The organism is Bacillus pinisoli, from assembly GCF_023036475.1.
GTDB classification, from domain to species: Bacteria; Bacillota; Bacilli; order Bacillales; family SA4; genus Bacillus_BS; species Bacillus_BS pinisoli.
Map to the genome: position 1 here is coordinate 64,624 of NZ_JAJQKI010000013.1, position 24,427 is coordinate 89,050.

The following is a 24,427-nucleotide window of genomic DNA, read 5'->3' on the forward strand; positions in this document are numbered from 1 at the left end:
GTCCTTTAACGTATAGAAAGGTTTTAGTTGTGACCTTTTACGTTTGGATGGTGAGCAAGGTATTGCTGGTATTCTGGAAATTGATTTGGTTGAATAAAAATCTGAAATGCGTTTGATTGATCGTTTCGATAATATATGTAAGCTAATTCATCTAACAACCATTCAGAAGTAGCTTTATCTCTAAACAGAATAAATTCAAATGTATCGGTATCCGTTAATCCATGTACCACGATCTCCTTGGAGTCTCCAACTAAGTTCGTTGATTTAACTATTTTGACTTCACTAAACTGAATCAAGTCTTACACCCCCCTTAGTAGTATTGTAAACAAATTACTAGCTTTTCACTAGTTTAAATAAATGACGATGTCGTAAATCTTTTCGTGCAAATACACTTAGAAATACTAATGGCTGTTTTTTGCATTTTTAGATAAAAAGAGGAGAGTTTTATAGATTGTTTCAAAACTTCAAATGATGAGCTGATCCAAATGTAAGCTCGTTATTTTTATTGTAAAAAATAAATGGAAGAAGAAGGGATTCTGTTATCTATACTGAATACATTAGGGAAGGATTTTCTTTTTTAATCGGTAGGTTACTTGGATCTAACTTCACTAGATGCAACAGAGTATGCGAAAACAGCCTTTTAATAAGTAAAATATATAACAACATATCAAAAGCAACTGGAACAATGCTTAAGAAGAAATAAAAGACTAATGTAAGGTGGAAGAAACTAAATGACTAAAAAATTATTATGTTTTTTGTTACTATCACTGTCTTTAGCTGGGTGTTCACTGAGTACAACAACAGAAGCAGAAGTGGATCCCTCATTATTAGATCAATTAACTGCGTTGAAAAGAGAAGTGGTTGCGTTAAATGACAAGGTAAGCGAACTGGAAGTGGAGTTAAGCGGGAGAGTAGAATTAATCGAGAATTTAGAACAAGAGACTCATTTTTTGAAAAATCAACAAGATGCCTTATACAATATGTCAAGAATGAATGAGATTTTAGTAGAAAATCTCCCGAATATTGTTCGAAAACAAGGATTTATTAAAGAAATTGAAATGGACAATGGAACTTATTTTGTAATAGATGAGGCGGAATGGGTACCAGTGGAAAGTGCACCGAACGGAGGAGAACTTGTTAATAAGACCGATGAAGAAGTGAGAATAGAGGTTCATAGTTCTCTTTCTAATGAGGTATCTATCTTTCTATTAAAAGATTCAGCTTTAGTGTACCAACCTTTTGATGATTTTAAAAATAGTCAATACAAAGGTTTTTATAACTTCTTTATCATTGAAGAGAAGATAGTGCTTGTTAAGGAGCAACTATTACCTTAGTAGTTGTTGAGCAGAAAGCGAATTTACAATGAGCTCCAATCATTGCGGCAGCAAGGTTAGCAGAGAACGGCTTTCTTCAGAGAATGAAACACGTCTTTTAGACATGATAGAGCATTCATAATCGTTAATGAATAAGAAAAAGGGTCAGCCATTGGCTGACCTCTTTGTCTACTATTTTTGAAGTTCCATTAATTTAGTTGTTGCCTCATCTGTATTTTGGATAAAGGATACAAGTTCAGCATTAGACTCGTTGTGGTTTTCAATGGAAGCAGAAATTTCTTCTAGAGATGCAGTAGTTTCTTCTATAATAGCGGCAAATTCACTAATTGTCGTTTCAATTGTCGTAGATGAATTTGAAATGGATGCAGTAATGGCCTCGTACTCTTTAAAGGTTGTATTTAAATGGTGTACGGCTTCATTAATATCAGCAAAAACATCCAGTGTTTCTTGGGTTAATGCTACACTATCTGTCATATTTGCAGCATTTTCACTCATTTGTTGTTGGGAGAATCTAGTCTTCTCATTTACCTCTGTAAGATTCTCCGAAATGCGATTAGCGGCTCCTGTCGTCACATCAGATAGTTTACGAATTTCTTCAGCGACAACAGCAAAACCCTTCCCACTTTCCCCGGCACGTGCTGCTTCAATAGAAGCATTTAAGGCTAGTAAATTTGTTTGTGATGCAATATCACGGATGCTATTAGAAAAGGAAGTTGTCTCGACAATTTTATCTGCTAGATTGCTCAACGTAGTAGACATTGACTGAATAGATTGCTGAAATTCTGTCATCTTTGATAGAAGTGCTTCAATGGTTTTTGTACCATCAGTAGAAGCTTGATTAGTACTCGATACTTGATTAGTAAGAACGTGAGCATTAGATACTAATTTTGTTACCATTTGATTTAGATTTTCAACGGATTCTGTAATAGAATTTGCTGCTTCACTTTGTGATTGCATGCCAGAGGAAATCTCATTAACAGCAATCCCCATCTCTTTAAAGGAAAATAGTTGTTCTTCACTTTGTATTCTAACTTTAGCGATATTTTCACTAATCGTTTGTGTACCAATGGCTAGATGCTTATGTTGCTCATGCTGTTGTGCAGCAAGAAGTTGAGTTTGTACCTGAAGTTCGTTCATATCCTGCTTCATTTTCTCTGAAACTTTTAATTGGAAGAATAAGGTAAGAACGATAAGTCCGAAAATTAAATAATATGCAAATACACGTGAAGAGTCCAACGGCAACACTTCTAAGGAGCTAACAAAAAATAAAATAGAGATAATCAGTGCGGCAATCGAGCCCATAATCGTTGTTGATTTTTTATTATAAATAGCAATGGTTGACAGTAAGTATAAGGGCATTAAGATCATGGTAATACTTTTTGTACTAATCATAATCAAATAAATAACAACAGATAGACCCACAATAGTAATATAGGGAACTTGCATAGTAAAAAGCTTTTTGTAAATTAAGAAGATAAGAAAAGATAGTAGAGCAAACCCGCCAATGGACATGGTTATAATTAATACAGCCGGTTGTTTTAACCCAATTTCGACCACGATTGCTAAAAGAAGCGAAAGTAAAGTAACGATAAAAACAAGTTTGTTCTTCCTCTCAATGTCAGCAATTAGTATCTGTTTTAATTGCTTTTGGTTATCAGTCATACAAAACAGCCCCTTAGAGTATAGATTACTTTCTATATATCGACATTTTTCGCGAAAAGTCAATAGACTGAAGAAAAGAAAAACTCTTGATTACTCAAGAGTCCTTCTTAATGACTAAAGAAATTTTGTGTATAGTAAGGCTGGGATTTGGAGTTAAAAGCAACACCAACACCAAGGTATTTAAAGTCTTTTTGAAGTATATTTTCACGGTGGCCTATTGAATTCATTAGGCCTTCATGTGCAAAAATACTGCTATATTGCCCATAAGCAAGATTCTCTCCTGCCATTGTAAATGATATGTCATCTTCTAGCATTCGGTCAAAAGGTGATTGCCCTTCAAGATTTTCATGACTGAAATAATTATTGACGGCCATGTCTTGGCTATGCTTTCTAGCTGTTTCTTTTACATAGTCATCCCATGTTAGGGTTGATAAATCAAACTTAAGTCGGGCTGCATTTGTCAGATCAAATAGTTGGTATTCAAATCCTTCTTTTAGAAGGTCGGTTGCTTCTGTATAGTAATCTTTCTTCTGATCCTCAAGGGACTTACTAATCAGTTGTATAGCTGTAACGGTATCGTTTTGATGTTGATCATAGAAAACTGAGATATAAGTATCATTAATTAAAAACATTTCAAACTCTTTCTTTTTATCGAACTGATAATTCACCATGCCTTTATTAATACTCGACAACGGCTCCCCTAGTTCCTGTGAAACAACTTCCCGATTACTTCCGTGCATAATTCCGTTTGAGGAAGAGATTAAATCCTGATTTGTATAAAGGGCGACAATCTGGTTATTAGTATCATAGCCGACCATTACAAAATTTTGATAATTCTGGTGATAAGTGGTCCAATTAATACCATATTCATTCAGTGTAGAACGCTTGGAATCACCTAATACTTGTTCTGCTTCTTCTTTTGTATCATAAAGTTGAATATTATGAACGGAGAATAGTTGCTCACTAGGAGTGGCTAAAACGGGCTTTTCAACTGGTTCGTTTTCTGTTTTTGGTGCGATATCTGTACCTAGCTTGTTAGACAATTGAATAGCCATTTCATCAAAAGTGACTAACATTCTAGTAATTGATTCTTTTACAAATTCATTCTCTTTTATAGTTTCCGCCTGATCTTTTATATATTGAGTAAGCTCAATTTCTTGATTGGTCTCTGACTTTTTCTGCCACACACCCCAAAATGTATATAAACATAGAAAAAATGATAAAAGAAGAAGTAGTCGTTTCAATTTGCTTCACACTCCATTTCTAGTACCATTTTAGCCAAAATCTATTCATTACACTCAGCATAATATGATTATTTAAACGCTTTGATTAAGGCTCTTTTCTAAAACTTTGTTGCTTTCAAGCTAATAATTCTAAATATCCACCCTATTTTGTACGAAAGAACGAAGTAAAAATTGTTAGAAAAGAGCAACTCCCTCTATTTAAAGGACTGGACGTTGTACTACCTAGTAAAAATCTTTACGAAAACAGCCTTGATTAAAAATAAAAATATAAACCAAATCCTGCCATTACAAAAATTCCTAACAATAAATAGATGGAGGTTAGTCTAGTTACATTCTGTTTGGTAGATTTGCTGTACTCCTGATCGCCTTTACCAGCAAGAGCAAGAGTGCCCACAAATCCTATTAGTAATATTAAAATACCCAGTATTGACAATAGTAAAACCATTCACTCACCTCTATATCAAAATCAGACTACTAAAAAGAACGACTAGTTAGTCGTTCTTTTTAGTCCCGTGCTATTTAAAAGAACATTGCCGCTCCAGTAAACAGAGTGGTTAATAGCATAGATCCAATCATTAAGTACACAACAATTTTTTGAGTTTTACGGGACATTTTGTTTCCCCCTTTATAAATTCCTATTAATAATATTTTAACGTTATGACTAATACAGGACAAGTCATAAATAGTGGCAGGAAATCGAGACTGAAACATAGAAATACATAGAAGATTGTCTCTATCTATTATACTATTAGTGTATGCGTTTTCTTAACTTATATGAGGGGGGCTTTCCATGATAAAGAAAATTGATCATATTGGGATTGCGGTAAGATCTATTGAGGATTCCTTAAAGTTCTATGTTGACATTTTACAACTACCCCTATTAGGGATAGAAACTGTAGAATCAGAACAAGTAAAGGTAGCTTTTATATCAGCTGGAGAAACAAAGTTAGAGCTATTAGAGCCAATGTCTGAAAAAAGTCCCGTAGCTGCTTTTCTAGAACGAAGAGGAGAAGGTATTCATCACGTTGCCCTTGGAGTAGATTCCATTGAGGAACGTATTAAGGATATGAAAGAACATGGAATTAAGATGATTCACGAACAGCCTAAACCAGGGGCTGGTGGAGCTCAAATCGCATTCATGCATCCAAAGTCAACAGGCAATGTATTAGTAGAGCTTTGTGAGAAGAAATAGGAGGGATTCAGCTTGGATATTTATCAAAAAATAGATGAATTATATGATAAGAGGCGTGAGGTAGAACTAGGTGGTGGCGATGAGCGAATTGATAAACAGCACGAGAAGGGAAAGCTTACAGCCAGAGAAAGAATTGACCTATTAGTGGATCCGGGCAGCTTTGTTGAATTAAATCCATTTATTGAGCATCGTTCCCAGGATTTTGGATTAGCAGGAAAAGAGGGACCAGGTGATGGCGTAGTTACTGGTTATGGTAAGGTGAACGGCCGTCCAATCTACCTGTTTTCTCAGGATTTCACTGTGTTCGGTGGAGCGCTAGGTGAGATGCATGCGAAAAAAATATCTTCCATTATGGACTTAGCTGCAAAAAATGGTGCACCCATTGTGGGACTCAATGACTCAGGAGGCGCTCGTATTCAAGAAGGTGTGGTATCATTAGATGGTTATGGTCATATTTTCTATCGAAATTCAATCTACTCTGGTGTAATTCCACAGATTTCAGTCATCATGGGTCCTTGTGCAGGAGGTGCCGTTTATTCACCAGCCATCACAGATTTTGTTTTTATGGTGGAAAAAACAAGTCAAATGTTCATTACTGGACCAAAGGTAATTGAAACGGTAACTGGCGAAAAAATCTCTTCGGAAGATCTAGGTGGGGCAGACGTACATAACTCGATTAGTGGAAATGCGCATTTTTCAGGATCGACTGAACAAGAAGTGTTAGAGCAGGTCCGTCACTTATTAAGTTATTTGCCTCAGAACAACGAAGAAAAGCCCCCTCTTTTAGCTGGAGATGATGAGGATGATTACCGTTCTGAATTAACAGAAACCATACCTTTTGATGCAGTTAGACCTTACGATGTAAGAAAAGTAATAGAAGAAGTAGTAGATACAAACTCCTTCTTAGAAATACATAAGGATTTTGCCAGAAATATTGTGGTTGGATTAGCGAGGATAAAGGGAGAAGTTGTAGGGTTAGTATGTAACCAGCCGAAGGTAATGGCGGGTGGGCTTGATATTGATTCATCAGATAAAGCAGCCAGATTTATACGATTCTGTGACTCATTTAATATCCCAATTATTACTTTTGAGGACGTTACTGGATTTTTCCCTGGAGTAAAACAAGAACATGGGGGAATTATCCGTCATGGAGCCAAGATCCTGTATGCATACTCAGAAGCAACAGTACCGAAGCTGACAGTTATTCTACGTAAGGCATATGGAGGAGCGTATGTTGCTTTAAACAGTAAAGCAATTGGAGCTGATATTGTCTATGCTTGGCCGAATGCAGAGATTGCGGTCATGGGACCACAAGGGGCAGCGAATATTATATTCGCTAGAGAAATTGCCGAAAGTGAAGACCCGGAAAAAACGAGAGCAGCGAAAATCGAAGAATATCGCGAAAAATTTGCCAATCCATATGTTGCTGCTAAAATGGGTATGGTTGATGATGTGATTGATCCAAGAGAGACAAGAATTAAACTCATTCAAGCACTAGAGATGCTTCGAAATAAGCGTGAGGAACGACCAAGAAAAAAACATGGAAATATTCCATTGTAAAACCAGGAGGGACATCGATGATTAATCAAGAAAGACTACTAAATGAATTCTTAGAACTAGTTCAAGTTGATTCTGAAACAAAGTTTGAAGCTGAAATCTCAAAAGTGCTAAAAGAAAAATTTACAGAACTTGGAGTAGATGTATTTGATGATGAAACAATGGAGGTAACAGGACATGGTGCCGGCAATCTTATATGTACTCTTCAAGGTACGAAAGCTTCGGTAGATCCTATTTACTTTACTTCTCATATGGATACAGTTGTTCCAGGAAAGGGAATTAAACCTTCTGTTCAGGATGGTTATGTTGTGACAGATGGTACAACCATACTAGGAGCAGATGATAAAGCGGGTCTAGCTGCTATGCTTGAAGCTGTGAAGGTCCTGAAGGAAAATAATATTCCTCATGGAACTATCCAATTCATTATTACAGTAGGCGAAGAATCTGGACTTGTTGGTGCGAAAGCTCTAGATCCAGAGAGAGTGATTGCTATATTCGGATATGCTTTAGATAGTGATGGAAAAGTTGGAAATATTATTGTTGCAGCTCCGACGCAGGCCAAAGTAAAAGCCACCATACTTGGAAAAACAGCTCATGCAGGGGTTGCACCTGAAAAAGGTGTTTCCGCCATCACGATTGCTTCAAAAGCCATCTCAAGAATGCCATTAGGTCGCATTGATGAAGAGACTACAGCAAATATTGGCCGATTTGAGGGTGGACAACAAACAAATATAGTGTGCGATCGAGTAGATATTTTGGCGGAGGCACGTTCATTAGTAGGCGAGAAAATGGAAGCACAAGTACAAAAGATGAAAGAAGCGTTTGAATCTGCTGCTGAGGAAATGGGTGGTCGTGCAGAAGTTGAAGTTACGGTTATGTACCCAGGGTTTAAGTATGGAGAAGGAGACCATGTTGTGGAAGTGGCTCGTCGTGCTTCGGCATCTATTGGTCGTACGTCAGAATTGCAAAAGAGCGGTGGAGGTAGTGATGCAAACGTCATAGCAGGACATGGTATCCCTACTGTAAACCTAGCAGTTGGTTATGAGGAAATTCATACAACGAATGAAAGAATGCCAATCGAAGAGTTAGTAAAGACTGCTGAACTAGTAGTGGCAATAATTGAAGAAGTAGCAAAGTAATCAGGGGCCTATTTTGGCCTCTTTTCTTATTCTAAAAGGCTCTTCTCGGATAGATTGTTGCTTTCAATACTAGTTGAATGTCATCTACTTTTCATCTAGATCGTTGCTCTTTTCTAAACGATAAATACGGCATTTACGTTTAAAGTGAGCTTGACTTCAGATATAGTAGATTAGAAAGTAACAAAGTTTTAGAAAAAAGCCTCCTAAAAAGAAAGGAAGAGTGTGATGGAAAAAATTAATATTAATGAAAAGTTTGCGATGTTTCATGAACATTGGAGTCCGAGAATTGCTGGAGAAATAAACGATATGCATGTCAAATTTGCCAAATTAAAAGGGGAGTTTGTTTGGCATCACCATGAACAAGAAGATGAGATGTTTCTAGTAGTAAAAGGGACGCTACTTCTCAAGTTTAGAGATCGCGATGTTACTGTAAATGAAGGTGAATTTATTATCGTCCCAAAAGGAATAGAGCATTTACCAGTGGCAGCAGAAGAAGTACATGTACTATTGTTTGAACCCAAGTCGACACTCAATACTGGTACTGAGGTTAATGATCGGACAGTCTCTAATTTACAAAGCATCTAACAGGATGAAGCCTTTTTGGATGATTGCCGAGCTTCTCTTGGACAGCAAGCCTGACATAAGCTTAAAAGAATATCGAGTTCCTGGCTTTTTCTAAGGGTACGTTCGCTAGATAATCCATATTTCTGACCCGTCTCAATAAGCTCTACGCGCTGAAGTTCAATCTTCTGCCTAAGCTCCTTGGGAGTATATAATTGTAACTTCTCATGTTCGTTAACCATTGAGATGGCTCCTATCCAATTTTTTGCATTACAAAATGAAATTTTACCAGAATGTTTCCAGTTTGGGAATGAAAAACTTTTCAATTAATCCCTGTACTAATTCTACATCTTCAATCTAAATTATTATTCCTACTATATAAGTATTAATGCTAGAAATAGAGTAGGGCATTAGAATAATTTTTACTGTGAAGAGGCGAGTCCTAGGAAAAGAACCAACGAAAAGTAGGTGCAGTAGCATTAGTTGCATTTTCTGCTATTCCTCATTTTGTGAAATTACAAGGTAAAAGTATGGAATCATTAAAAAAAACGTGGAATAACTAAAAATTTCGTGGAAATATCGATTATAAAGCTGAGATAATTGATATTTTCGTGGAATCACTGATTTGGCGGACAGCCCCGCCTCCAAGTTTGCGTAGTTTCATCTCTTTTGATGCTCTAGTGTACCAATCTATTAAAAAAACGCTTGGATATGAACTGCACCTCCACTTGTTAGTTTTATGTCTAACAATCGGGGTGCAGTTCAATAACCAAGCGTTTTACGTATTATTTTGCTATTTACATACGTGAGGGCATTACATTAACTAGAACCGGATAGGAATCTTCTTTCTTCCTCAGTAAATACTCTAGACCTAGTTAGGAACCTAACGCCCTCTGGCCCTTCTAGAGAAAACATGCCGCCTCGGCCTGGAACAACATCAATAATTAATTGCGTGTGTTTCCAGTATTCATATTGAGCTTTGCTCATGTAAAACGGAGTATCGGCTATATGTCCGAGTAGTACATCCGCTTCTCCAATTAGAAATTCTCCTTTTGCAAAGCACATCGGAGAGCTACCGTCACAGCAGCCTCCTGATTGGTGAAAGAGGAGGTCTCCATGAAAGGTTTTTAACCGCTGAATGAGGTGAATGGCCTTCTCAGTTGCTAATACTTTTTCAACCATGTATTAAAAAAATCCTAATTTTTGTGGGCTATAGCTTACCAATAGATTCTTCGTTTGTTGGTAGTGACTTAACATCATCTTATGATTCTCACGACCGATACCAGAAGCTTTATATCCACCAAAGGCAGCATGAGCCGGATAAGCATGATAGCAATTCGTCCAAACACGTCCAGCTTGGATTTCACGTCCGAAGCGGTATGCTGTATTCACGTCTCTTGTCCAGACACCTGCGCCTAGGCCGTATAGAGTATCGTTTGCAATGGCAAGAGCTTCAGCAGGATCCTTAAAGGTTGTTACTGATACAACTGGACCAAAGATTTCTTCTTGGAAAATTCGCATTTTATTATGGCCCTTAAATACAGTTGGCTTTACATAATAGCCGCCTTCTAAATCACCTTCTAAGAAGTTTCTTTCCCCTCCAGCAAGAACCTCTGCACCTTCTTGTTTGCCAATCTCAAAATAAGAAAGGATTTTTTCAAGCTGTTCTGTAGATGCTTGAGCTCCAATCATTGTTTCTGTATCTAGTGGATTTCCTTGTTTAATCTCAGCTACTCTAGCGATCGCCTTTTCCATGAAACGATCATAAATATTTTCATGTATTAATGCGCGAGAAGGACAAGTACATACTTCACCTTGATTTAGAGCAAACATGACAAACCCTTCAACTGCTTTATTTAAAAAGTCATCATCTTGCGCCATCACATCTTCAAAGAAAATATTTGGTGATTTACCTCCAAGTTCTAGTGTTACAGGAATTAGGTTTTGAGATGCATATTGCATAATGAGACGACCTGTTGTAGTTTCGCCAGTAAAGGCAACTTTTGCCACGCGACTGCTAGAAGCTAATGGCTTGCCAGCTTCGACTCCAAAGCCGTTTACAACGTTTACTACCCCTGGAGGAAGGAGGTCTTCAATTAGTTCCATTAATACCATAATGGAAGCGGGTGTTTGCTCTGCTGGCTTTAATACCACACAGTTTCCTGCTGCAAGTGCAGGTGCAAGCTTCCAAACAGCCATTAATAATGGGAAGTTCCAAGGGATAATTTGACCAACTACTCCAAGTGGCTCGTGGTAATGATAAGCGACTGTGTCGTGATCAATTTCTGATAGACTACCTTCTTGTGCTCTAACGGTACCGGCAAAGTAGCGGAAGTGGTCAACAGCTAATGGAAGGTCGGCAGCAAGCGTTTCTCGAACAGGCTTACCATTATCCCATGTTTCAGCAACTGCTAGCACCTCTAAATTTTGTTCAATTCGATCTGCAATCTTATTTAGAATATTTGCTCTCTCTGTAACAGATGTACGTCCCCACGCTGTCTTTGCTTCATGAGCTGCATCTAATGCTAGTTCAATATCTTCTGCAGACGAACGTGCCACTTCACAAAATGCTTTCCCTGTTACAGGTGTAATGTTTTCAAAGTACTGCCCATTAACAGGTGCGGTCCACTTTCCACCGATGTAGTTTTCATAGCGACTCTTAAAATTTACCTTTGCTCCATCTTGACCAGGTTGAGAAAAAATCATTGTTATTCCTCCTTTTTTATTCCTCTGATGTAAATAAAATTATGTATAGTAAAGATGTATGCGATTTCATAGATTTGAGAACAAGATTGTAAAAATTTTCACTAAAGTTTCTATTATTTATTGTTGGAATATTTTGTGATGACACAAATTACGACAAAAATATAGTATAATAGATGCAATTGATTATTATCGTTGGAGGAATAGCTGATGACAGAAAATTATTTAATAGATAAGGTAGTAGTCTTTCAAGCTCAGGATGAGGAATATGGACTACCTATACAATTTGTCGTTTCAATTGAAAAGCTTCAACCACTGACAGCAGTACCAAATATGCCTGAGTATATGAATGGTGTGACAACAGTACGTGGTGAAATTACACCGATTTTAGATGCTGGCAAAATTTTATACGGAAATAAAACAGAAGATACCGATCAAACTAGAATGATCATATTAAACACAGAGGGGCTATCTTTTGGTCTGATTGTGGATGACGCAAAGGAAATCTTAGACATTCCTGCCAACTCCGTTCAACCACTAAATATGATTGCTTCCTTACAGACATCGTACCTGATGGGGGTAGCCAACCTGGATGGACGACTACTTACACTTATTGATCCTACAAAATTAATTCATACATTAGAGGAAATGGATGAAGTAAAAAAACAGCTAAAATAGGTCCAGTAATGGGCCTTTTTTTAATTTAATATTGAAGATAAGGTTATGTGAATTCCCGTCTATTTCTGTGCAAGTCTACAACTAAGGAAAGATTTTTACTCGTCGATTATCTTATTTGCTTTACCAAACAAAAAGGGATTATGATATTAATAGTAAAATGAAGGGTTTTGTGGGTGTAATGATGAAGAACATGTATCCGAAAAAAGGGCGAGTCATTCTTCATGTAGATATGAATAGCTTTTATGCGTCTGTAGAGGTTGCATATGATCCGTCATTATCAGGTAAACCGTTAGCTATTGCTGGAAATCCTGAAGAACGGCGAGGAATTATTGTGACGTGTAGTTATGAAGCGAGAGCATTGGGAATTAAGACAACGATGCCTCTATGGGAGGCTAAACGCTTATGCCCACAATTAATTGTAATGACTCCCAATTTTGATCGTTATCGGAAAGCATCCCTCGCCATGTTTGACTACTTGCGAACTTATACGCATATGGTACAGCCTGTGTCTATTGATGAAGGCTACATGGATATTACAGAATGTTATGAGTTAGGGTCACCGCTTGAGATTGCGAAACGGATACAAACAGAGATGATGGAGAAATTAAAACTTCCTTGTAGTATAGGGATTGCTCCTAATAAATTTTTAGCAAAAATGGCTTCTGATATGAAAAAACCTCTTGGAATTACGGTTCTAAGAAAACGAGATGTACAAGAAAGGCTTTGGCCACTGCCCGTTTCAGACATGCACGGAGTAGGCTTGAAATCAGCTGAAAAACTTGAACCATTGCAAATTAAAACAATAGGTGATTTAGCTCAAGCTAATGTGATCCAATTAAAAGCAATACTAGGAATTAACGGTGAGCGTCTAAAGGAACGTGCAAATGGAAAAGATGACCGACCGGTTGATCCAGATGCCATATATGAGTTTAAAAGTATTGGTAACTCTTCCACGTTAAGAGCAGATACAATAGATGAGCAGGAAATCTTCGCCGTTTTACAACGACTGTCAGACTCTGTATCAAGAAGGTTAAAACGAAAAGAATCCTTGGCTAGGACGATTCAATTGACCATTCGCTATCATGATAGAAAAACAATCACACGGAGTAAGAAAATAAATAATCCCATCGTAGAATCGAAAGATATCTTAGCTGTCATTAACCAACTATGGAAAAAGCATTGGAACGAACAGCCTGTAAGATTGCTCGGTATCACCACTCAGGATTTGGTTGAAAAAAACGCCGCCTTTAAGCAGCTTGATTTATTTTCTTATCAAGAAGATGCAAAAAAAGAACCTCTGTATCAGACTATTGAAAAACTTCAATCTAAGTTTGGACAGAATGTGATAAAGAAAGGACTTCCTTCAAAGGCTGAAGAATCTAATAAGAAGGGAACGAGCTTTAATAAGGATTTTCTGCAAGATGACCGGTAAGGAGTGTTAGACTTGGAATTAGTATTTTTAGGAACAGGTGCGGGAATACCTGCCAAAGAACGGAATGTAACCTCCATTGCCCTTCAACTACTTGAAGAACGAGGTGGAACTTGGTTGTTTGACTGTGGGGAGGCCACTCAGCACCAAATATTACATACATCTATACGCCCTCGACGAATAGAGAAAATCTTTATTACACATTTACATGGAGATCATATCTTTGGATTACCAGGACTTTTGGGAAGTCGTTCCTTTCAAGGAGGAGAAGGCCCTTTAACGGTCTACGGTCCTGCAGGTTTACATGATTTTATTGAGATTTCAATGAAGGTAAGTCGTACTCATCTTCGTTATCCCTTAAAAGTGGTTGAGATTGCAGAAGGGGTTATTTTTGAAGACGAGCAGTTTATTGTAGAAGCAGGCTTACTTCAACATGGAATACCAAGTTACGGATATAGAGTTCAAGAGAAAGATTTGCCAGGAGCGCTGTTAATAGAAAAACTAAAACAGGAAGGAATTCCCTCAGGTCCTCATTTTAAACAACTTAAGCTAGGTCAAACTGTCACTTTAGAAGATGGGAGAGTTCTAAGGGGTGTTGATTACGTTAGTGAACCAACTCCAGGTAGAACGATTACGATACTCGGAGATACTCGTATCTGTGAAAAAAGTGTAGAACTTTCTAAGGACGCCGATGTCCTTGTCCATGAAGCAACATTTAGTGGAGAAGAAGCAAAGCTTGCCTACGAGTATTTTCATTCTTCTGCGAAGCAAGCAGCAGAAGTAGCATTAAAAGCTAATGTTAAAAAACTACTATTAACTCATATCAGTTCACGGTATCAAAAGGATGATACGTTACAGTTGATGGAGGAGGCAAAGGAAGTCTTTTCAGACGTGGAAATTGCTTCTGACTTTTTTCCTTTTCAAATCAACCGCAGGAGGTAGAACAAACTGTGAAAACTCTTTACTTGATTAGACATTGTAAAGCAAGTGGACAAGAGCGAGAAGCAGAGCTGACAGAGGAAGGACGAAACGAAGCTCTTGAATTATGTGATTTTCTTACTTCGTATCCAGTTCAGCGAATATTTTCAAGTCCCTACATAAGAGCTATTGACACGATTCAACCCTTTGCAAGTAAGGTGGAATTAGAAATTGAGATGGATGAACGGTTACATGAAAGGATCATAAGTAAAGGAGACTATCCAGGGTGGTATGATTTTTTAAAAGCCTCATTTGAGGATTTTTCTCTTTCTTTACAAGATGGAGAATCTTCTTCTGAAGCAGAAAACCGCGTTATTTCATTTTTAAATGAAATTAAATACCTAGAGGAAGAACATATAGTGATAGTAAGCCATGGGAACTTACTTACCTTGCTTCTGAGGCATTTTAATAAATCTTACGGGTTTAAAGAATGGGAAGCTATGACAAATCCTGATGTATTTATAGTTCACTTAAAAACATCTGAAGTTCAACGTATATGGAATGCGTCTTACTAATATGATAGTACGAAAAAGGCAGGTGATAGAATGGCTATTCGACATGTAACAAAGAAAAGAACCGGAAAAGCAACAAAACGGAAAAAAGTAAATGAAGTCAAAACAGTAGCAATTAGAATCATGAGAGCAGCATTTTTTCTACTAATTGGAATCATGATTTTCTTTTTTTATTTTCTTTACGAGAATGGTAAATTAATAGATTACATGACTTCTAGCAGAATTCCGGAACTTTTTTCATCAGGAATCTTGGCCGTTTTATCAGAGCCTATTATCATTATGTTTTTCCTCATGTTTAGCATCGTATTTCTCTGGATTGGCTATCAACTAGGGAAGAAAAGGGCTTGAAAACTTACCCAGAGAATTCTGAAAACGGATTGACAGTCTAGATGAATCATATGATAATGAACCTATCAATGTTGAAATATATCGAAATATGTAACAGACAACTAGATTCACCACCAATCCAACCATGAGGAGAGTACTCTTATATGAAAAGCTTGAAATGGAACATATTGTCAGCGTTCGGTATTGTTTTAGCCATTTTAATTGTTGTTGCTGTAGGAACAAATGGAGTGATTATTAATTACAATAATCAGGTGGAGGACTTAATTCAGCATGAATCTAAGCTTCTTCTAAATGATGTAAAATTAAGTGGTAATGTCCAAGAGAGAATTGGTTTAATTCGTGGATATGTGTTATTTGATGATCAGGAGTATTTAGACCGATTTAAGCAGGTAACCGAGGAGAGTAATTCATACGAAGAAGTGTTACTTAAATACTCTGGTTCAGAGGAAGTTAAACAACTTGTTGATAAAAGTAATCAATTTTTAATCATGATTGAAGAAAGATTAGTTCAACAAGTTGAAACAGGCAATAAAAGCTTTGCCCTATCGGCTCTTCGTCAGCATATTACACCACTTGGAAGAGAAATTGACGAAGGGTTTGCTCAGTTAGCAGAGAAAAGAGAAAAGAGAATTGAGGAATTAACAGCCGACCTTATTAAAACGGGTAATACCTTAATTGTCATTAATCTTTCATTAGCTGCTGTAGGAGTTATTATAGGAATTATAGTGGCTCTTGTTATGGCAAGAAGAATTACATTGCCAATTTTACAAGTAACAGAGCGTGTGACAGTCATGGCTGAAGGGGATTTAAGTGGGGAAGAGTTGAAAACAAAATCTAAGAATGAACTTGGATTGCTAGTTACGTCCGTCAACCAGCTATCTCATAATCTAAGAAATCTTCTTGGACATGTTGAAGGGTCTACTCATCAGTTAACTGCAGCAAGCGAAGAGCTATCTGCAAGCGCTGAACAAAGCACAAGAGCAGCAGAACAGGTATCTGCCATGGCACAATCAGCTGCAGCAGGTGCAAACAATCAACTATCAAGTACGGAAGATGTGTTGGCATCCATGCAACAGCTGTCTGCAGGATTAAATCAGGTATCTCAAAATAGCCAAGAGATGAATGGGTTAACTAAGAATGCCTTAACGGCAACGACTAGTGGCTCAGAGAAAGTATCTATGGTCGTTGAACAAATGAATCAGATTCAAGGATCTGTAACGGAAACTTCAAGTAGAATTTCAAAACTTGGTCAATTATCAGGCGAGATTAGTAGTATCTTAGAGCTAATCACTTCTATATCAGATCAAACAAACCTGTTAGCATTAAATGCAGCCATTGAAGCAGCACGTGCAGGTGAACATGGTAAAGGATTTGCGGTTGTTGCTGATGAGGTTCGTAAATTAGCAGAAGAATCTCGTAAGTCAGCTGAACAAATTACTTCTATGATTCATGAAATACAGCAAGAGACTGGACAAGCTGTATCTTCAATGAAGGATGGTCAGGAACGTGTAGAAACAGGAATACGCTTTACAAAAGATGTTTCTGAGGCATTTGTTCTCATTCAACAGCTAAATGATAAGGTATCCACAACTGTATCAGAAGTAGCAACAGCTATTGAGCAAATGACTCATGTAAGTAGTCAGGTCTTATCATCTGTAACGGAAGTATCAGAACTAGCAAAAGAAAGCGCAAAATTCAGTGAAGAAAGCTCTGCCGCAAACGAAGAGCAACTAGCTACGATGGAAGAGGTAACTGCCTCTGCTGGTTCCCTTGCTGAACTTGCGGAAGAATTAAATCGTAATCTAAATAAATTTAAAATTAATTAGTAGTTAATAAATTGAGTCACTCTTTTATGGAGTGGCTCTTTTAATTGTGGTAAAATATGGTGTATTTAGTGTCAAGAGGGGGAGCCTTTTTGTATATTGTAAATGTAGAAGGTGCTATAAGAAGAAATGATAAGTGGTTAATCATTGAAAGAAGTAAAAAAGAGGAACATGCTGGCGGTCTACTTTCTCTTGTAGGAGGTAAAGTAGAACTAGTAGGGAATTCATCTGATATACTAGAAAGTACTGTTAAGAGGGAAATTCTTGAAGAAGTCGGAGTGAAAGTAAAAGATAAAGTCTACTATACACACAGTACAACTTTTGTAACAGATACAGAGGAACATGTTGTAAATATTGTTTTTCTTTGTGAATATGAATCGGGTGAATCCTTACCTAAGAGTCCAGATGAGGTAGAAGCCGTGATGTGGTTAACAACTGAAGAGGTTTTAAGTCATCCTAATTCACCCATTTATCTAAAGAAAAGTATTAAACAGGCAGAGGCATTTATTTTTCAAGCATAGCCAAGTCTTATTATAGAGGTAAGTCTTTTTTGAGATTGATGAGGAGGATGTTGTCTTGAAGCAAGATAAAACTCCTACAAGAAAGTAAATCAGTGTGAAGAGTAGAGGAGTAGTAGATCATGAATAATATCCACCAAAAAATATTGTTTTCCCTTGTTGCTTATACTCTAGTTGTAGGCTATTGGATGTTATTTGGATTCGGCAGAACGGTTTCTCCTGATTTTATGTACAATCTAACTCCATTTGAAACCATCATCATTTATATGCAATTTGATAATTTCAATACATATTCATGGGTCATGAATCTTTTGGGGAATATTGGTGTCTTTGTGCCATTTGGGATATTCATTCCTTTAGTAACTAGAAAAAGATTAATTCAGTCTTTTCTACTATTTATCATTTGTATACTAATCTTAGAGACTCTTCAGCTTCTAACAAAAAGAGGAAGTTTTGATATCGATGACTTTATTTTAAATAGCATAGGTTTTTTCATTGGCTATATATCTTTTATGGCGATTAAAATCTTTACCCACGATAAGATTTAGAAGGAGCTAGCATGCTAACAATCTATGAGAACGTAAAAGGAAATTCATATAAACAACTCATCCATTACCTATCACAACATTGCAACCGATTTGCTTTTGTGGAGAATAGAGAAATAATGGAGATTGAAGAAGACCGTATTGCTTATGTTGATCAATTAATAATGGATATAAAAGGGCATTTACTCGATCGAAAAGTACAACGAAAATGGGAAACAACAAGACTATCTGGTGGGACAGCCTACGTTTATTATTTTCAGTTTAATTATGCTACAAAACAATTTTTTATAGAGTATAGTCAATCTCTTTTTTATTGGATAAGCCCAAAACTACCGGAAGATTTAATGTTTTATCAGGATGAGAAATGTGTATTGGCAGTGTGTTCACATGAGGGATATTTTAACGTTGATCAAGCTTTATGGAACCAATTTCAAAAATAGTAATGAAATTGCACAATGAGAAAGGATTTAAACGATTAGCTTCTGATCATTATCTGAACGAGGAGATGTAATAGATACGCAAGCAGGAGAAATATGTGTACAAATGTTCACCTTATATAAATAGGTGAAAAAACCCAGCAATAACCAGTAACGTGCTTCACAAGGAAATGTATCAACCACTATTGAATCGTATAGCTTTCAACAAAATAGAAAGCGGAAACCTATCTAAGGGTTTCTGCTTATTTTTTGGAACTAGAATTGTAAAATGTGTATGTTTTTTTAAATTATTTGAAACTTTTCTTAATGATAAAGTCCACTAATAGGTGAAGGAGGGAAAAAAGATGGAAATGGAAGCCCAACGATTAGTTAAGAAAGCAATTAAAGGTAACAAAACTGCCTTTGAGAAATTGGTTCAACAACATTATGAAAGAGTCTACCGGACAGCTTATCTTTATGTACATAACGAAGAAGATGCGTTGGATGTGGTTCAAGAAGCAACCTATCAGGCTTATAAATCAATCCATTCGTTAAAAAATCCAGCGTATTTTGCGACCTGGCTTACAAGGATCGTAATTCGCTGCTCAGTTGATGTCATTAAAAAAAGAGGTAAAGTTGTAGCAATGAGCGATGAATTCCTGTCAAACCTGCCGGATGAATCAAATGTAGACAGTGAAGGTGATCCACAGCTCCTACATGCCATACAGCAGCTGAGACTCAATTACCGTACGGCCATTATTCTTTTCTACTATTATGATTACTCAATTAAGACGATTAGCGGTGTGATGGAAATCCCAGAGAACACCGTAAAAACTTACTTAAGCAGAGGGAAAGCAGAGTTAAGAAAGACTTATAAAAGTGAGGAGGACAAATGCCATGGATAATAAGAAACTCAATGAAATGATTGACCAAATACCTGTCCCAAAAGAGAAAGTGTTTGACGCCATTTCCAAAGGGATAAACAGAGACGTTAACGGAGGATATGGAAAGAGAAAGAAGGTTTTTGTTGGTGTTGCCACTTCAGCTGCCATTCTTGGCATTACGATTGCCTCCGGATTTTTTAATTCTACTATGAATCATGTATTGGCTAATACACCTATAATTGGTGGGATTTTTCAAGAGTTCAATGATCGAACAGGTGTAGAGTTAGCTCATCAGGATGCAGTGACAGAATTAAACCAAGCTACGACGAAAAATGGAGTAACTGTAAAACTGACAAGTGCCTATTTTGATGGCAACGTGGTGTCTATTACAGGTTTTGTAGACAAAGAAGTTGAAAAAGGCGGGAACGAAAAAGGTGAAGTAAGCTTTGATGTTAATTTTGAACATTATAAAGGAGATAATGATCCATGGTTAGGTGGATCGAGAGAAGTTAAGAAAGTAGAAAATGGATATATCTTTCAGTGGAAAATGGATTATCCCTATAAAACAATTGAGGAGAATTTTACTCTCCCAATAACAATTCATAATATTAACGGCATTCAAGGTGAATGGAACTTTAATATTCCCATTCAACAAGAAAAAAACAATACACTTGCTATAAATCAAGAGCATGTATATCCGGCCAATGGGGTTAAAGTCCGTATTAATGAGATCCTTACTGCAAAAGCATCATCATCGCTTGTTTATGAGACCATAGAGGAATATAAGGAAGACGACATTACTATTTCAAAAGTAGTTGATGATAAAGGGAACGTGTATAGATTTGGAAATCAAACAGTTCTCGAACACTCCGAACGAGAAAATGGATATCTTACTACCGTTCGATCGGAGATGACTAAGCTAGATCCAAACGCTACTTCACTAACTATCTACCCAAGTTTAACGATTAAAGATCCAAAAGTGCAGCAGTTATTGAGTGAGAAAACATTTACTTTAAAGAGCCAGCGTCTTGATTTAGGTCTGCAGGTAAATGATGTTACGCAAAAGGGTGAGACACTGGTTGTAGATTATCAACTTACAGGGCTGCCTAAAAACTTGGGTGATCATAAGCTAGATATTATTAATCATAATCTGGAATATGCTTTTTGGTTAGTGGATGACAAATATCTATCAAAGATTGACCCGGAAAACCCGTGGCCTCCTAAAAACCACGGAATTGCATTTAATAAAGTAAAACTGATTGATACAGCAACAGCACACTACCAATCTACATTTGATATAAATGGTGATGAAAACATACAGAACTTTAAGCTGGAGGATACAATCTTACTTTTCGACTTTTCAAACCTTGTCTCTACTGAAGATTTAAAACCGTTTACTGTGGACCTTCCTGTTGTGGAAGAATAAACTGTCTTAAGTTCATAAGGGGTGTAATATCGGGCGATGACTTTGATAGTCATTGCCTTTTACTGTTTGTAATAGGTCTCAAGGATATAATGGGTATAATGAAGGATTTCCGCATGAATTGTTGAAATACTTATTGTCTAAAAAAGTTTAGAGGGGGGAATTTGTATTTCTTCTATCGTCTCAGATATTAGCTAAGTTTAAACAAAAAGTTTTGTAAGGAGAAGGACTATGCAATATTTTATTGGGATTGTACCATCAGAAGAGTATAAAGAGAAAATAGAAGAAGTTCAGCTCTCCTTGAAGAATAATTTACTACCAGACATTGTTGAGCCTCATATTACTATAAAAGCACAGGGTGGATTAACAGCAGACAAGGAATGGCTAAAGGAAGTTCAAAGGATCTGTACTGAAACTTCACCATTTAATCTAAAAATAGATAAACCAGCCTTTTTTGTGAAAATGTCCTGTTTTTAACGGTTGATTCGAAAGAGATTTATGAGTTACATAGAAAAGTCGTTAATGCTATATCTCCAGGAAAAGATCTAGTTAAGAAATATATGGAATTAGACGACTATGTACCTCATTTAACATTAGGCCAGACTCAGTGGGGATTAACTAGTTTAGAATTAAAAGATATGGCTGGATTCTCAGAAGAAAAGTTAAGTCCATTTCCTACAATTAATGTTGATTTCTTAAGAGTGTACCAAGAAGTACAACCAAACAAATATAGTAAACTACTAGATATTCAACTAAAAAAGGAAGCTTATTCACTTGACTGAGATAGAAGGCTTAGAAGTTAAAACAAATGAAGTGGATACTATTGAAGGGAGAGGGAATATATGAATATCAGGCTTGCTGAACTAAACGATATCAATCAATTAATAAAAATGAGATGGGATTTTACTGTTGAATACGATGAAAGTAAAAACGACTCGTCATACGAGGATTTTGAAAAGGAATGTTATTCTTTCTTAAAGAAAGCCATTAATAGTGGACAATGGTATATATGGGTTGCAGAAGAAAGTGAAAAAGTAGTATCACACATATACATAGAATTAATACAAAAGGTACCACGCCCAGGTAGAATCACATACCCGTTTGCTTATATGACAAATGTTTATACAGTTCCAGAATATCGTAATAAAGGCATAGGAAGTGAAATGCTTCAAACCATAAATCAGTGGATTAAAGAGAATGATTTTGAGTTTGTAATTGTATGGCCAAGTGAGGATTCTATTAATTATTATAAAAAGAATGGTTATGTTCATTGTACGGAGCCTATGGAATATTTTCCACGAGGGGACTAGTTAACTAATCTTTGAGGAGATTGATGACACTAGAACCGTGCATCTGGTTAAAAGGATTACTTAAAGTAAAAGACTATAAAAGTCCGTTAGAATAACATGAGGGGATAGAAGCTGTTTCATTATAGAGTGTTTATTAAGAATAAAAGGAGGTTTTTAAGATCAAACGTATTTATACAACATTGTTAATAACGATATTATTTCTTGCTACTGCAATTATTTCAAATCTTCACTCTCTTGAATACGCCAAGGAATCTTGTTTTAATAACAATAAAACTCCAATAGTGAAAAAAGATGTCCTAGCAATTAATTGGTCTGTTTCTTGTAAATAACCAAAATGTTACTTGCTTCATTAACGGGTACTATGAACAAAAGGAGGCTATAGCTTTTACACGATAGCCGTCTTGTTATGAAGTCAAAAGAGCTAGAGCCTACTTAATAAATCCAAGATCTCCCCAATTATCAATATCTGTTATTAGTTTAGTTAATAGAGTGAATCCTTGCTCAAAGTCACGCAAATGAGCAACCTCCACTGGTGAATGTGAATAGCGTCTCGCAAACGTAATTGCTCCTGCTAATACGCCTTCTCTCTCTATGTGTACGGCAGCGAGGTCTGTAGTCGCTCCAGTCATGACGGCAAGTTGATAAGGAATGTCAAGCTCAGTTGCATACCGGATTAGTAATTGTTTGAATTGAGGTGACATTAAGTTTCCTCGAATCGATCCACCAGCAAGAGCTGGAATGACTGGGCCTCGTCCGATTCCAATAGGATAGCCGCTATTTAAGCTATCGGGAGTATCTGCACATGGAATGGTGTCTAGCACAATCGCGTAATCAGGGTTTACCTTGTATGTTGCAACCTTTGCTCCTCGAAGGCCAACTTCTTCTTGTACAGCGACAACTCCAACAAGTGTTCCAGAGAAGTCACGTTCAGAATGAAGTGCTTTAAACAATTGTAATAATAGAATACAGCATGAACGATTATCAATGGCTTTTCCACAGATTAGCTCAGAATTTGTAAACTGCTCAATTTCACTTATGTAAGTAATGGGATCTCCAATTTGAATACCCAGTTGATGGACTTCCTCTCTTGATTGGGCACCAACGTCTATATAAAGCTCATATATAGAAGGAATTCTTTTTCGCTCCTCGGGAGTTTGGAGATGTCCAGCTTTCACGCCAACTACACCAAAGTGTCCATTTACGTTCACTTTTCTTCCGATAAGTAAGGATTCAATCATCCCACCAGTACGTTCTATTTTCAGGAAGCCGCGATCATCAATATCTCGAACGACACAACCAATTTCATCTGAATGTGCAGATACCATGACTGTCGGACCTGGCTTTTTACCTTTCATGTACGCATAAAGATTTCCCATATGGTCCACCTCAACCTGATCAGCATATGGTTTGAAAAGTTCGACCAACTTTTGGACCACATTCATTTCTTGACCTGGTGCCCCTTGAATAGCTGCCAATTCTTTTAGTTGTTCTAAAAATTCAGATTTCTCCACTCGTTATTCCCCCTTTAAATGGTTTGTATCCTTTTTAATCATATCATAGAGGAAGAAAGGATTAGAAATCAGAATTTAGGGCTTGAGCTATATAAAAAAGTTCTCTCCTGAGAAGGAATCTAGCATCCTATGGCTAATAATTAATGTACTTGAATCTAAATAGTTGAGGTGTGTTTTTTGAATATTTCCTTACATAATATTAATCAAGAAAATTGGGAGAAGGCCATTTCGTTGTCCGTAGCTGATGAACAAAAGCAGTTCATGGCTTCTAACCTATATTCCATTGCAGAGGTACAATTTCTTAAAAACTTCAAAACAATGGGGATCTATCTAGAAGAGAAGATGATAGGGTTTACAATGTTTGGTATTGATCCAGATGATGGGAACTACTGGATATATCGCTTAATGATTGATCAGGCTTATCAGGGGAATGGCTACGGAAAGAAAGCTGTTGAGTTAGTCATTTCCGATATTAAAAGTAGAAATAATAGCAACATCCCTTTAATCATGATTGGTTATCATCCATCTAATATAGGTGCAAAGTGGACTTATAAGAAAGCTGGTTTTATAGAGACAGAAATGGCTCCATGGGGTGAGCAGTTAGCAGAGTATTCTCTATAAGACTTATGTATTTTTACCTTTATAATAGGCATTCATGGT

The 24,427-nt window shown here is 36.8% G+C and carries 29 protein-coding genes; 20 read left to right on the forward strand and 9 right to left on the reverse strand.

The window, feature by feature from the left end; all coding sequences use genetic code 11:
* Positions 1–23: 23 nt before the first annotated feature.
* Entirely contained in the window at positions 24–296 is a 273-nt protein-coding gene (locus tag LT143_RS16480; protein WP_246944695.1) for a hypothetical protein, read from the reverse strand.
* Between the two features lie 435 nt (positions 297–731).
* Here LT143_RS16480 and LT143_RS16485 point away from each other — a divergent pair, with 435 nt between their 5' ends.
* Positions 732–1,334 (forward strand): hypothetical protein, encoded by a 603-nt coding sequence (locus LT143_RS16485; protein ID WP_246944698.1) that lies wholly within the window; start codon positions 732–734, stop codon positions 1,332–1,334.
* Between the two features lie 171 nt (positions 1,335–1,505).
* Here the strand turns inward: LT143_RS16485 and LT143_RS16490 are convergent, their stop codons facing one another.
* From LT143_RS16490 to prli42, 4 genes are all read right to left on the reverse strand, one after another.
* Complete coding sequence (locus LT143_RS16490; protein WP_246944701.1) at positions 1,506–2,996, reverse strand: methyl-accepting chemotaxis protein; 1,491 nt, start codon at positions 2,994–2,996, stop codon at positions 1,506–1,508.
* A gap of 107 nt (positions 2,997–3,103) precedes the next feature.
* A complete protein-coding gene (locus LT143_RS16495) occupies positions 3,104–4,240 on the reverse strand; it encodes a CAP domain-containing protein (RefSeq protein ID WP_246944704.1) in 1,137 nt (378 codons plus the stop codon).
* A 253-nt stretch (positions 4,241–4,493) separates the two neighbouring features.
* Complete coding sequence (locus LT143_RS16500; RefSeq protein WP_246944706.1) at positions 4,494–4,685, reverse strand: hypothetical protein; 192 nt, start codon at positions 4,683–4,685, stop codon at positions 4,494–4,496.
* Positions 4,686–4,759: 74 nt separating this feature from the next.
* Positions 4,760–4,852, reverse strand: a complete 93-nt coding sequence (prli42, locus tag LT143_RS16505; protein WP_246944707.1) for a stressosome-associated protein Prli42 — start codon at positions 4,850–4,852, stop codon at positions 4,760–4,762.
* A 178-nt stretch (positions 4,853–5,030) separates the two neighbouring features.
* On the opposite strand from prli42, the gene mce reads away from it, so the two are divergent.
* The 4 genes from mce (at position 5,031) to LT143_RS16525 (ending at position 8,713) form a co-directional block, all read left to right on the forward strand.
* Positions 5,031–5,432: a methylmalonyl-CoA epimerase gene (gene mce / locus LT143_RS16510; RefSeq protein ID WP_246944709.1), complete on the forward strand. Its 402-nt coding sequence runs from the start codon at positions 5,031–5,033 to the stop codon at positions 5,430–5,432.
* A gap of 12 nt (positions 5,433–5,444) precedes the next feature.
* Complete coding sequence (locus LT143_RS16515) at positions 5,445–6,992, forward strand: acyl-CoA carboxylase subunit beta (RefSeq protein ID WP_246944711.1); 1,548 nt, start codon at positions 5,445–5,447, stop codon at positions 6,990–6,992.
* Between the two features lie 17 nt (positions 6,993–7,009).
* A complete protein-coding gene (locus tag LT143_RS16520) occupies positions 7,010–8,128 on the forward strand; it encodes a tripeptidase T (RefSeq protein ID WP_246944713.1) in 1,119 nt (372 codons plus the stop codon).
* Between the two features lie 222 nt (positions 8,129–8,350).
* Positions 8,351–8,713 carry a cupin domain-containing protein gene (locus LT143_RS16525; RefSeq protein ID WP_246944715.1) on the forward strand — a complete coding sequence of 121 codons (363 nt, stop codon included), beginning with the start codon at positions 8,351–8,353 and terminating at the stop codon, positions 8,711–8,713.
* On the opposite strand, the gene LT143_RS16530 is transcribed toward LT143_RS16525, so the two are convergent.
* The 3 genes from LT143_RS16530 to adh all read right to left on the reverse strand — a co-directional run bounded on the left by LT143_RS16530 (position 8,710) and on the right by adh (position 11,395).
* A complete protein-coding gene (locus LT143_RS16530; RefSeq protein ID WP_246944717.1) occupies positions 8,710–8,931 on the reverse strand; it encodes a Spo0E family sporulation regulatory protein-aspartic acid phosphatase in 222 nt (73 codons plus the stop codon). The two genes, LT143_RS16525 and LT143_RS16530, sit on opposite strands and share 4 nt — an antisense overlap.
* 577 nt (positions 8,932–9,508) lie before the next feature.
* Positions 9,509–9,871, reverse strand: coding sequence for a DUF779 domain-containing protein (locus LT143_RS16535; protein ID WP_246944720.1), 363 nt, complete (start codon positions 9,869–9,871; stop codon positions 9,509–9,511).
* A gap of 3 nt (positions 9,872–9,874) precedes the next feature.
* Positions 9,875–11,395, reverse strand: a complete 1,521-nt coding sequence (adh, locus tag LT143_RS16540; RefSeq protein ID WP_246944722.1) for an aldehyde dehydrogenase — start codon at positions 11,393–11,395, stop codon at positions 9,875–9,877.
* A gap of 207 nt (positions 11,396–11,602) precedes the next feature.
* Here adh and LT143_RS16545 point away from each other — a divergent pair, with 207 nt between their 5' ends.
* From LT143_RS16545 to LT143_RS16610, 14 genes are all read left to right on the forward strand, one after another.
* Positions 11,603–12,070 carry a chemotaxis protein CheW gene (locus LT143_RS16545; protein WP_246944725.1) on the forward strand — a complete coding sequence of 156 codons (468 nt, stop codon included), beginning with the start codon at positions 11,603–11,605 and terminating at the stop codon, positions 12,068–12,070.
* A 181-nt stretch (positions 12,071–12,251) separates the two neighbouring features.
* Positions 12,252–13,502, forward strand: a complete 1,251-nt coding sequence (locus tag LT143_RS16550; RefSeq protein WP_246944809.1) for a DNA polymerase IV — start codon at positions 12,252–12,254, stop codon at positions 13,500–13,502.
* Between the two features lie 12 nt (positions 13,503–13,514).
* Positions 13,515–14,441: a ribonuclease Z gene (gene rnz, locus LT143_RS16555; RefSeq protein WP_246944726.1), complete on the forward strand. Its 927-nt coding sequence runs from the start codon at positions 13,515–13,517 to the stop codon at positions 14,439–14,441.
* A gap of 8 nt (positions 14,442–14,449) precedes the next feature.
* Entirely contained in the window at positions 14,450–14,992 is a 543-nt protein-coding gene (locus LT143_RS16560) for a histidine phosphatase family protein (protein ID WP_246944731.1), read from the forward strand.
* 30 nt (positions 14,993–15,022) lie between these two features.
* Positions 15,023–15,337, forward strand: a complete 315-nt coding sequence (locus tag LT143_RS16565) for a hypothetical protein (RefSeq protein ID WP_246944733.1) — start codon at positions 15,023–15,025, stop codon at positions 15,335–15,337.
* Positions 15,338–16,074: 737 nt separating this feature from the next.
* Positions 16,075–17,163, forward strand: a complete 1,089-nt coding sequence (locus LT143_RS20780; RefSeq protein WP_418909846.1) for a methyl-accepting chemotaxis protein — start codon at positions 16,075–16,077, stop codon at positions 17,161–17,163.
* Positions 17,164–17,252: 89 nt separating this feature from the next.
* A complete protein-coding gene (locus tag LT143_RS16575) occupies positions 17,253–17,681 on the forward strand; it encodes an NUDIX domain-containing protein (RefSeq protein ID WP_246944740.1) in 429 nt (142 codons plus the stop codon).
* 119 nt (positions 17,682–17,800) lie between these two features.
* Positions 17,801–18,226, forward strand: coding sequence for a VanZ family protein (locus LT143_RS16580; protein ID WP_246944742.1), 426 nt, complete (start codon positions 17,801–17,803; stop codon positions 18,224–18,226).
* An 11-nt stretch (positions 18,227–18,237) separates the two neighbouring features.
* Positions 18,238–18,663 (forward strand): stage III sporulation protein AH, encoded by a 426-nt coding sequence (locus LT143_RS16585; protein ID WP_246944744.1) that lies wholly within the window; start codon positions 18,238–18,240, stop codon positions 18,661–18,663.
* A 341-nt stretch (positions 18,664–19,004) separates the two neighbouring features.
* Entirely contained in the window at positions 19,005–19,544 is a 540-nt protein-coding gene (locus tag LT143_RS16590) for a sigma-70 family RNA polymerase sigma factor (RefSeq protein WP_336296626.1), read from the forward strand.
* Positions 19,537–20,949, forward strand: coding sequence for a DUF4179 domain-containing protein (locus LT143_RS16595; RefSeq protein WP_246944747.1), 1,413 nt, complete (start codon positions 19,537–19,539; stop codon positions 20,947–20,949). Before LT143_RS16590 ends, LT143_RS16595 begins: the two co-directional genes overlap by 8 nt.
* A 228-nt stretch (positions 20,950–21,177) precedes the next feature.
* Complete coding sequence (locus tag LT143_RS16600) at positions 21,178–21,423, forward strand: 2'-5' RNA ligase family protein (protein WP_246944748.1); 246 nt, start codon at positions 21,178–21,180, stop codon at positions 21,421–21,423.
* 17 nt (positions 21,424–21,440) lie between these two features.
* On the forward strand, positions 21,441–21,728 hold the full coding sequence (locus LT143_RS16605; RefSeq protein ID WP_246944815.1) for a hypothetical protein: 288 nt from the start codon (positions 21,441–21,443) through the stop codon (positions 21,726–21,728).
* A 60-nt stretch (positions 21,729–21,788) separates the two neighbouring features.
* On the forward strand, positions 21,789–22,256 hold the full coding sequence (locus LT143_RS16610; RefSeq protein WP_246944751.1) for a GNAT family N-acetyltransferase: 468 nt from the start codon (positions 21,789–21,791) through the stop codon (positions 22,254–22,256).
* Positions 22,257–22,684: 428 nt separating this feature from the next.
* Here LT143_RS16610 and LT143_RS16615 read toward each other — a convergent pair whose 3' ends face one another.
* On the reverse strand, positions 22,685–23,767 hold the full coding sequence (locus LT143_RS16615; protein WP_246944754.1) for a M42 family metallopeptidase: 1,083 nt from the start codon (positions 23,765–23,767) through the stop codon (positions 22,685–22,687).
* Between the two features lie 177 nt (positions 23,768–23,944).
* On the opposite strand from LT143_RS16615, the gene LT143_RS16620 reads away from it, so the two are divergent.
* Entirely contained in the window at positions 23,945–24,388 is a 444-nt protein-coding gene (locus tag LT143_RS16620; RefSeq protein ID WP_246944757.1) for a GNAT family N-acetyltransferase, read from the forward strand.
* Positions 24,389–24,427: the final 39 nt, after the last annotated feature.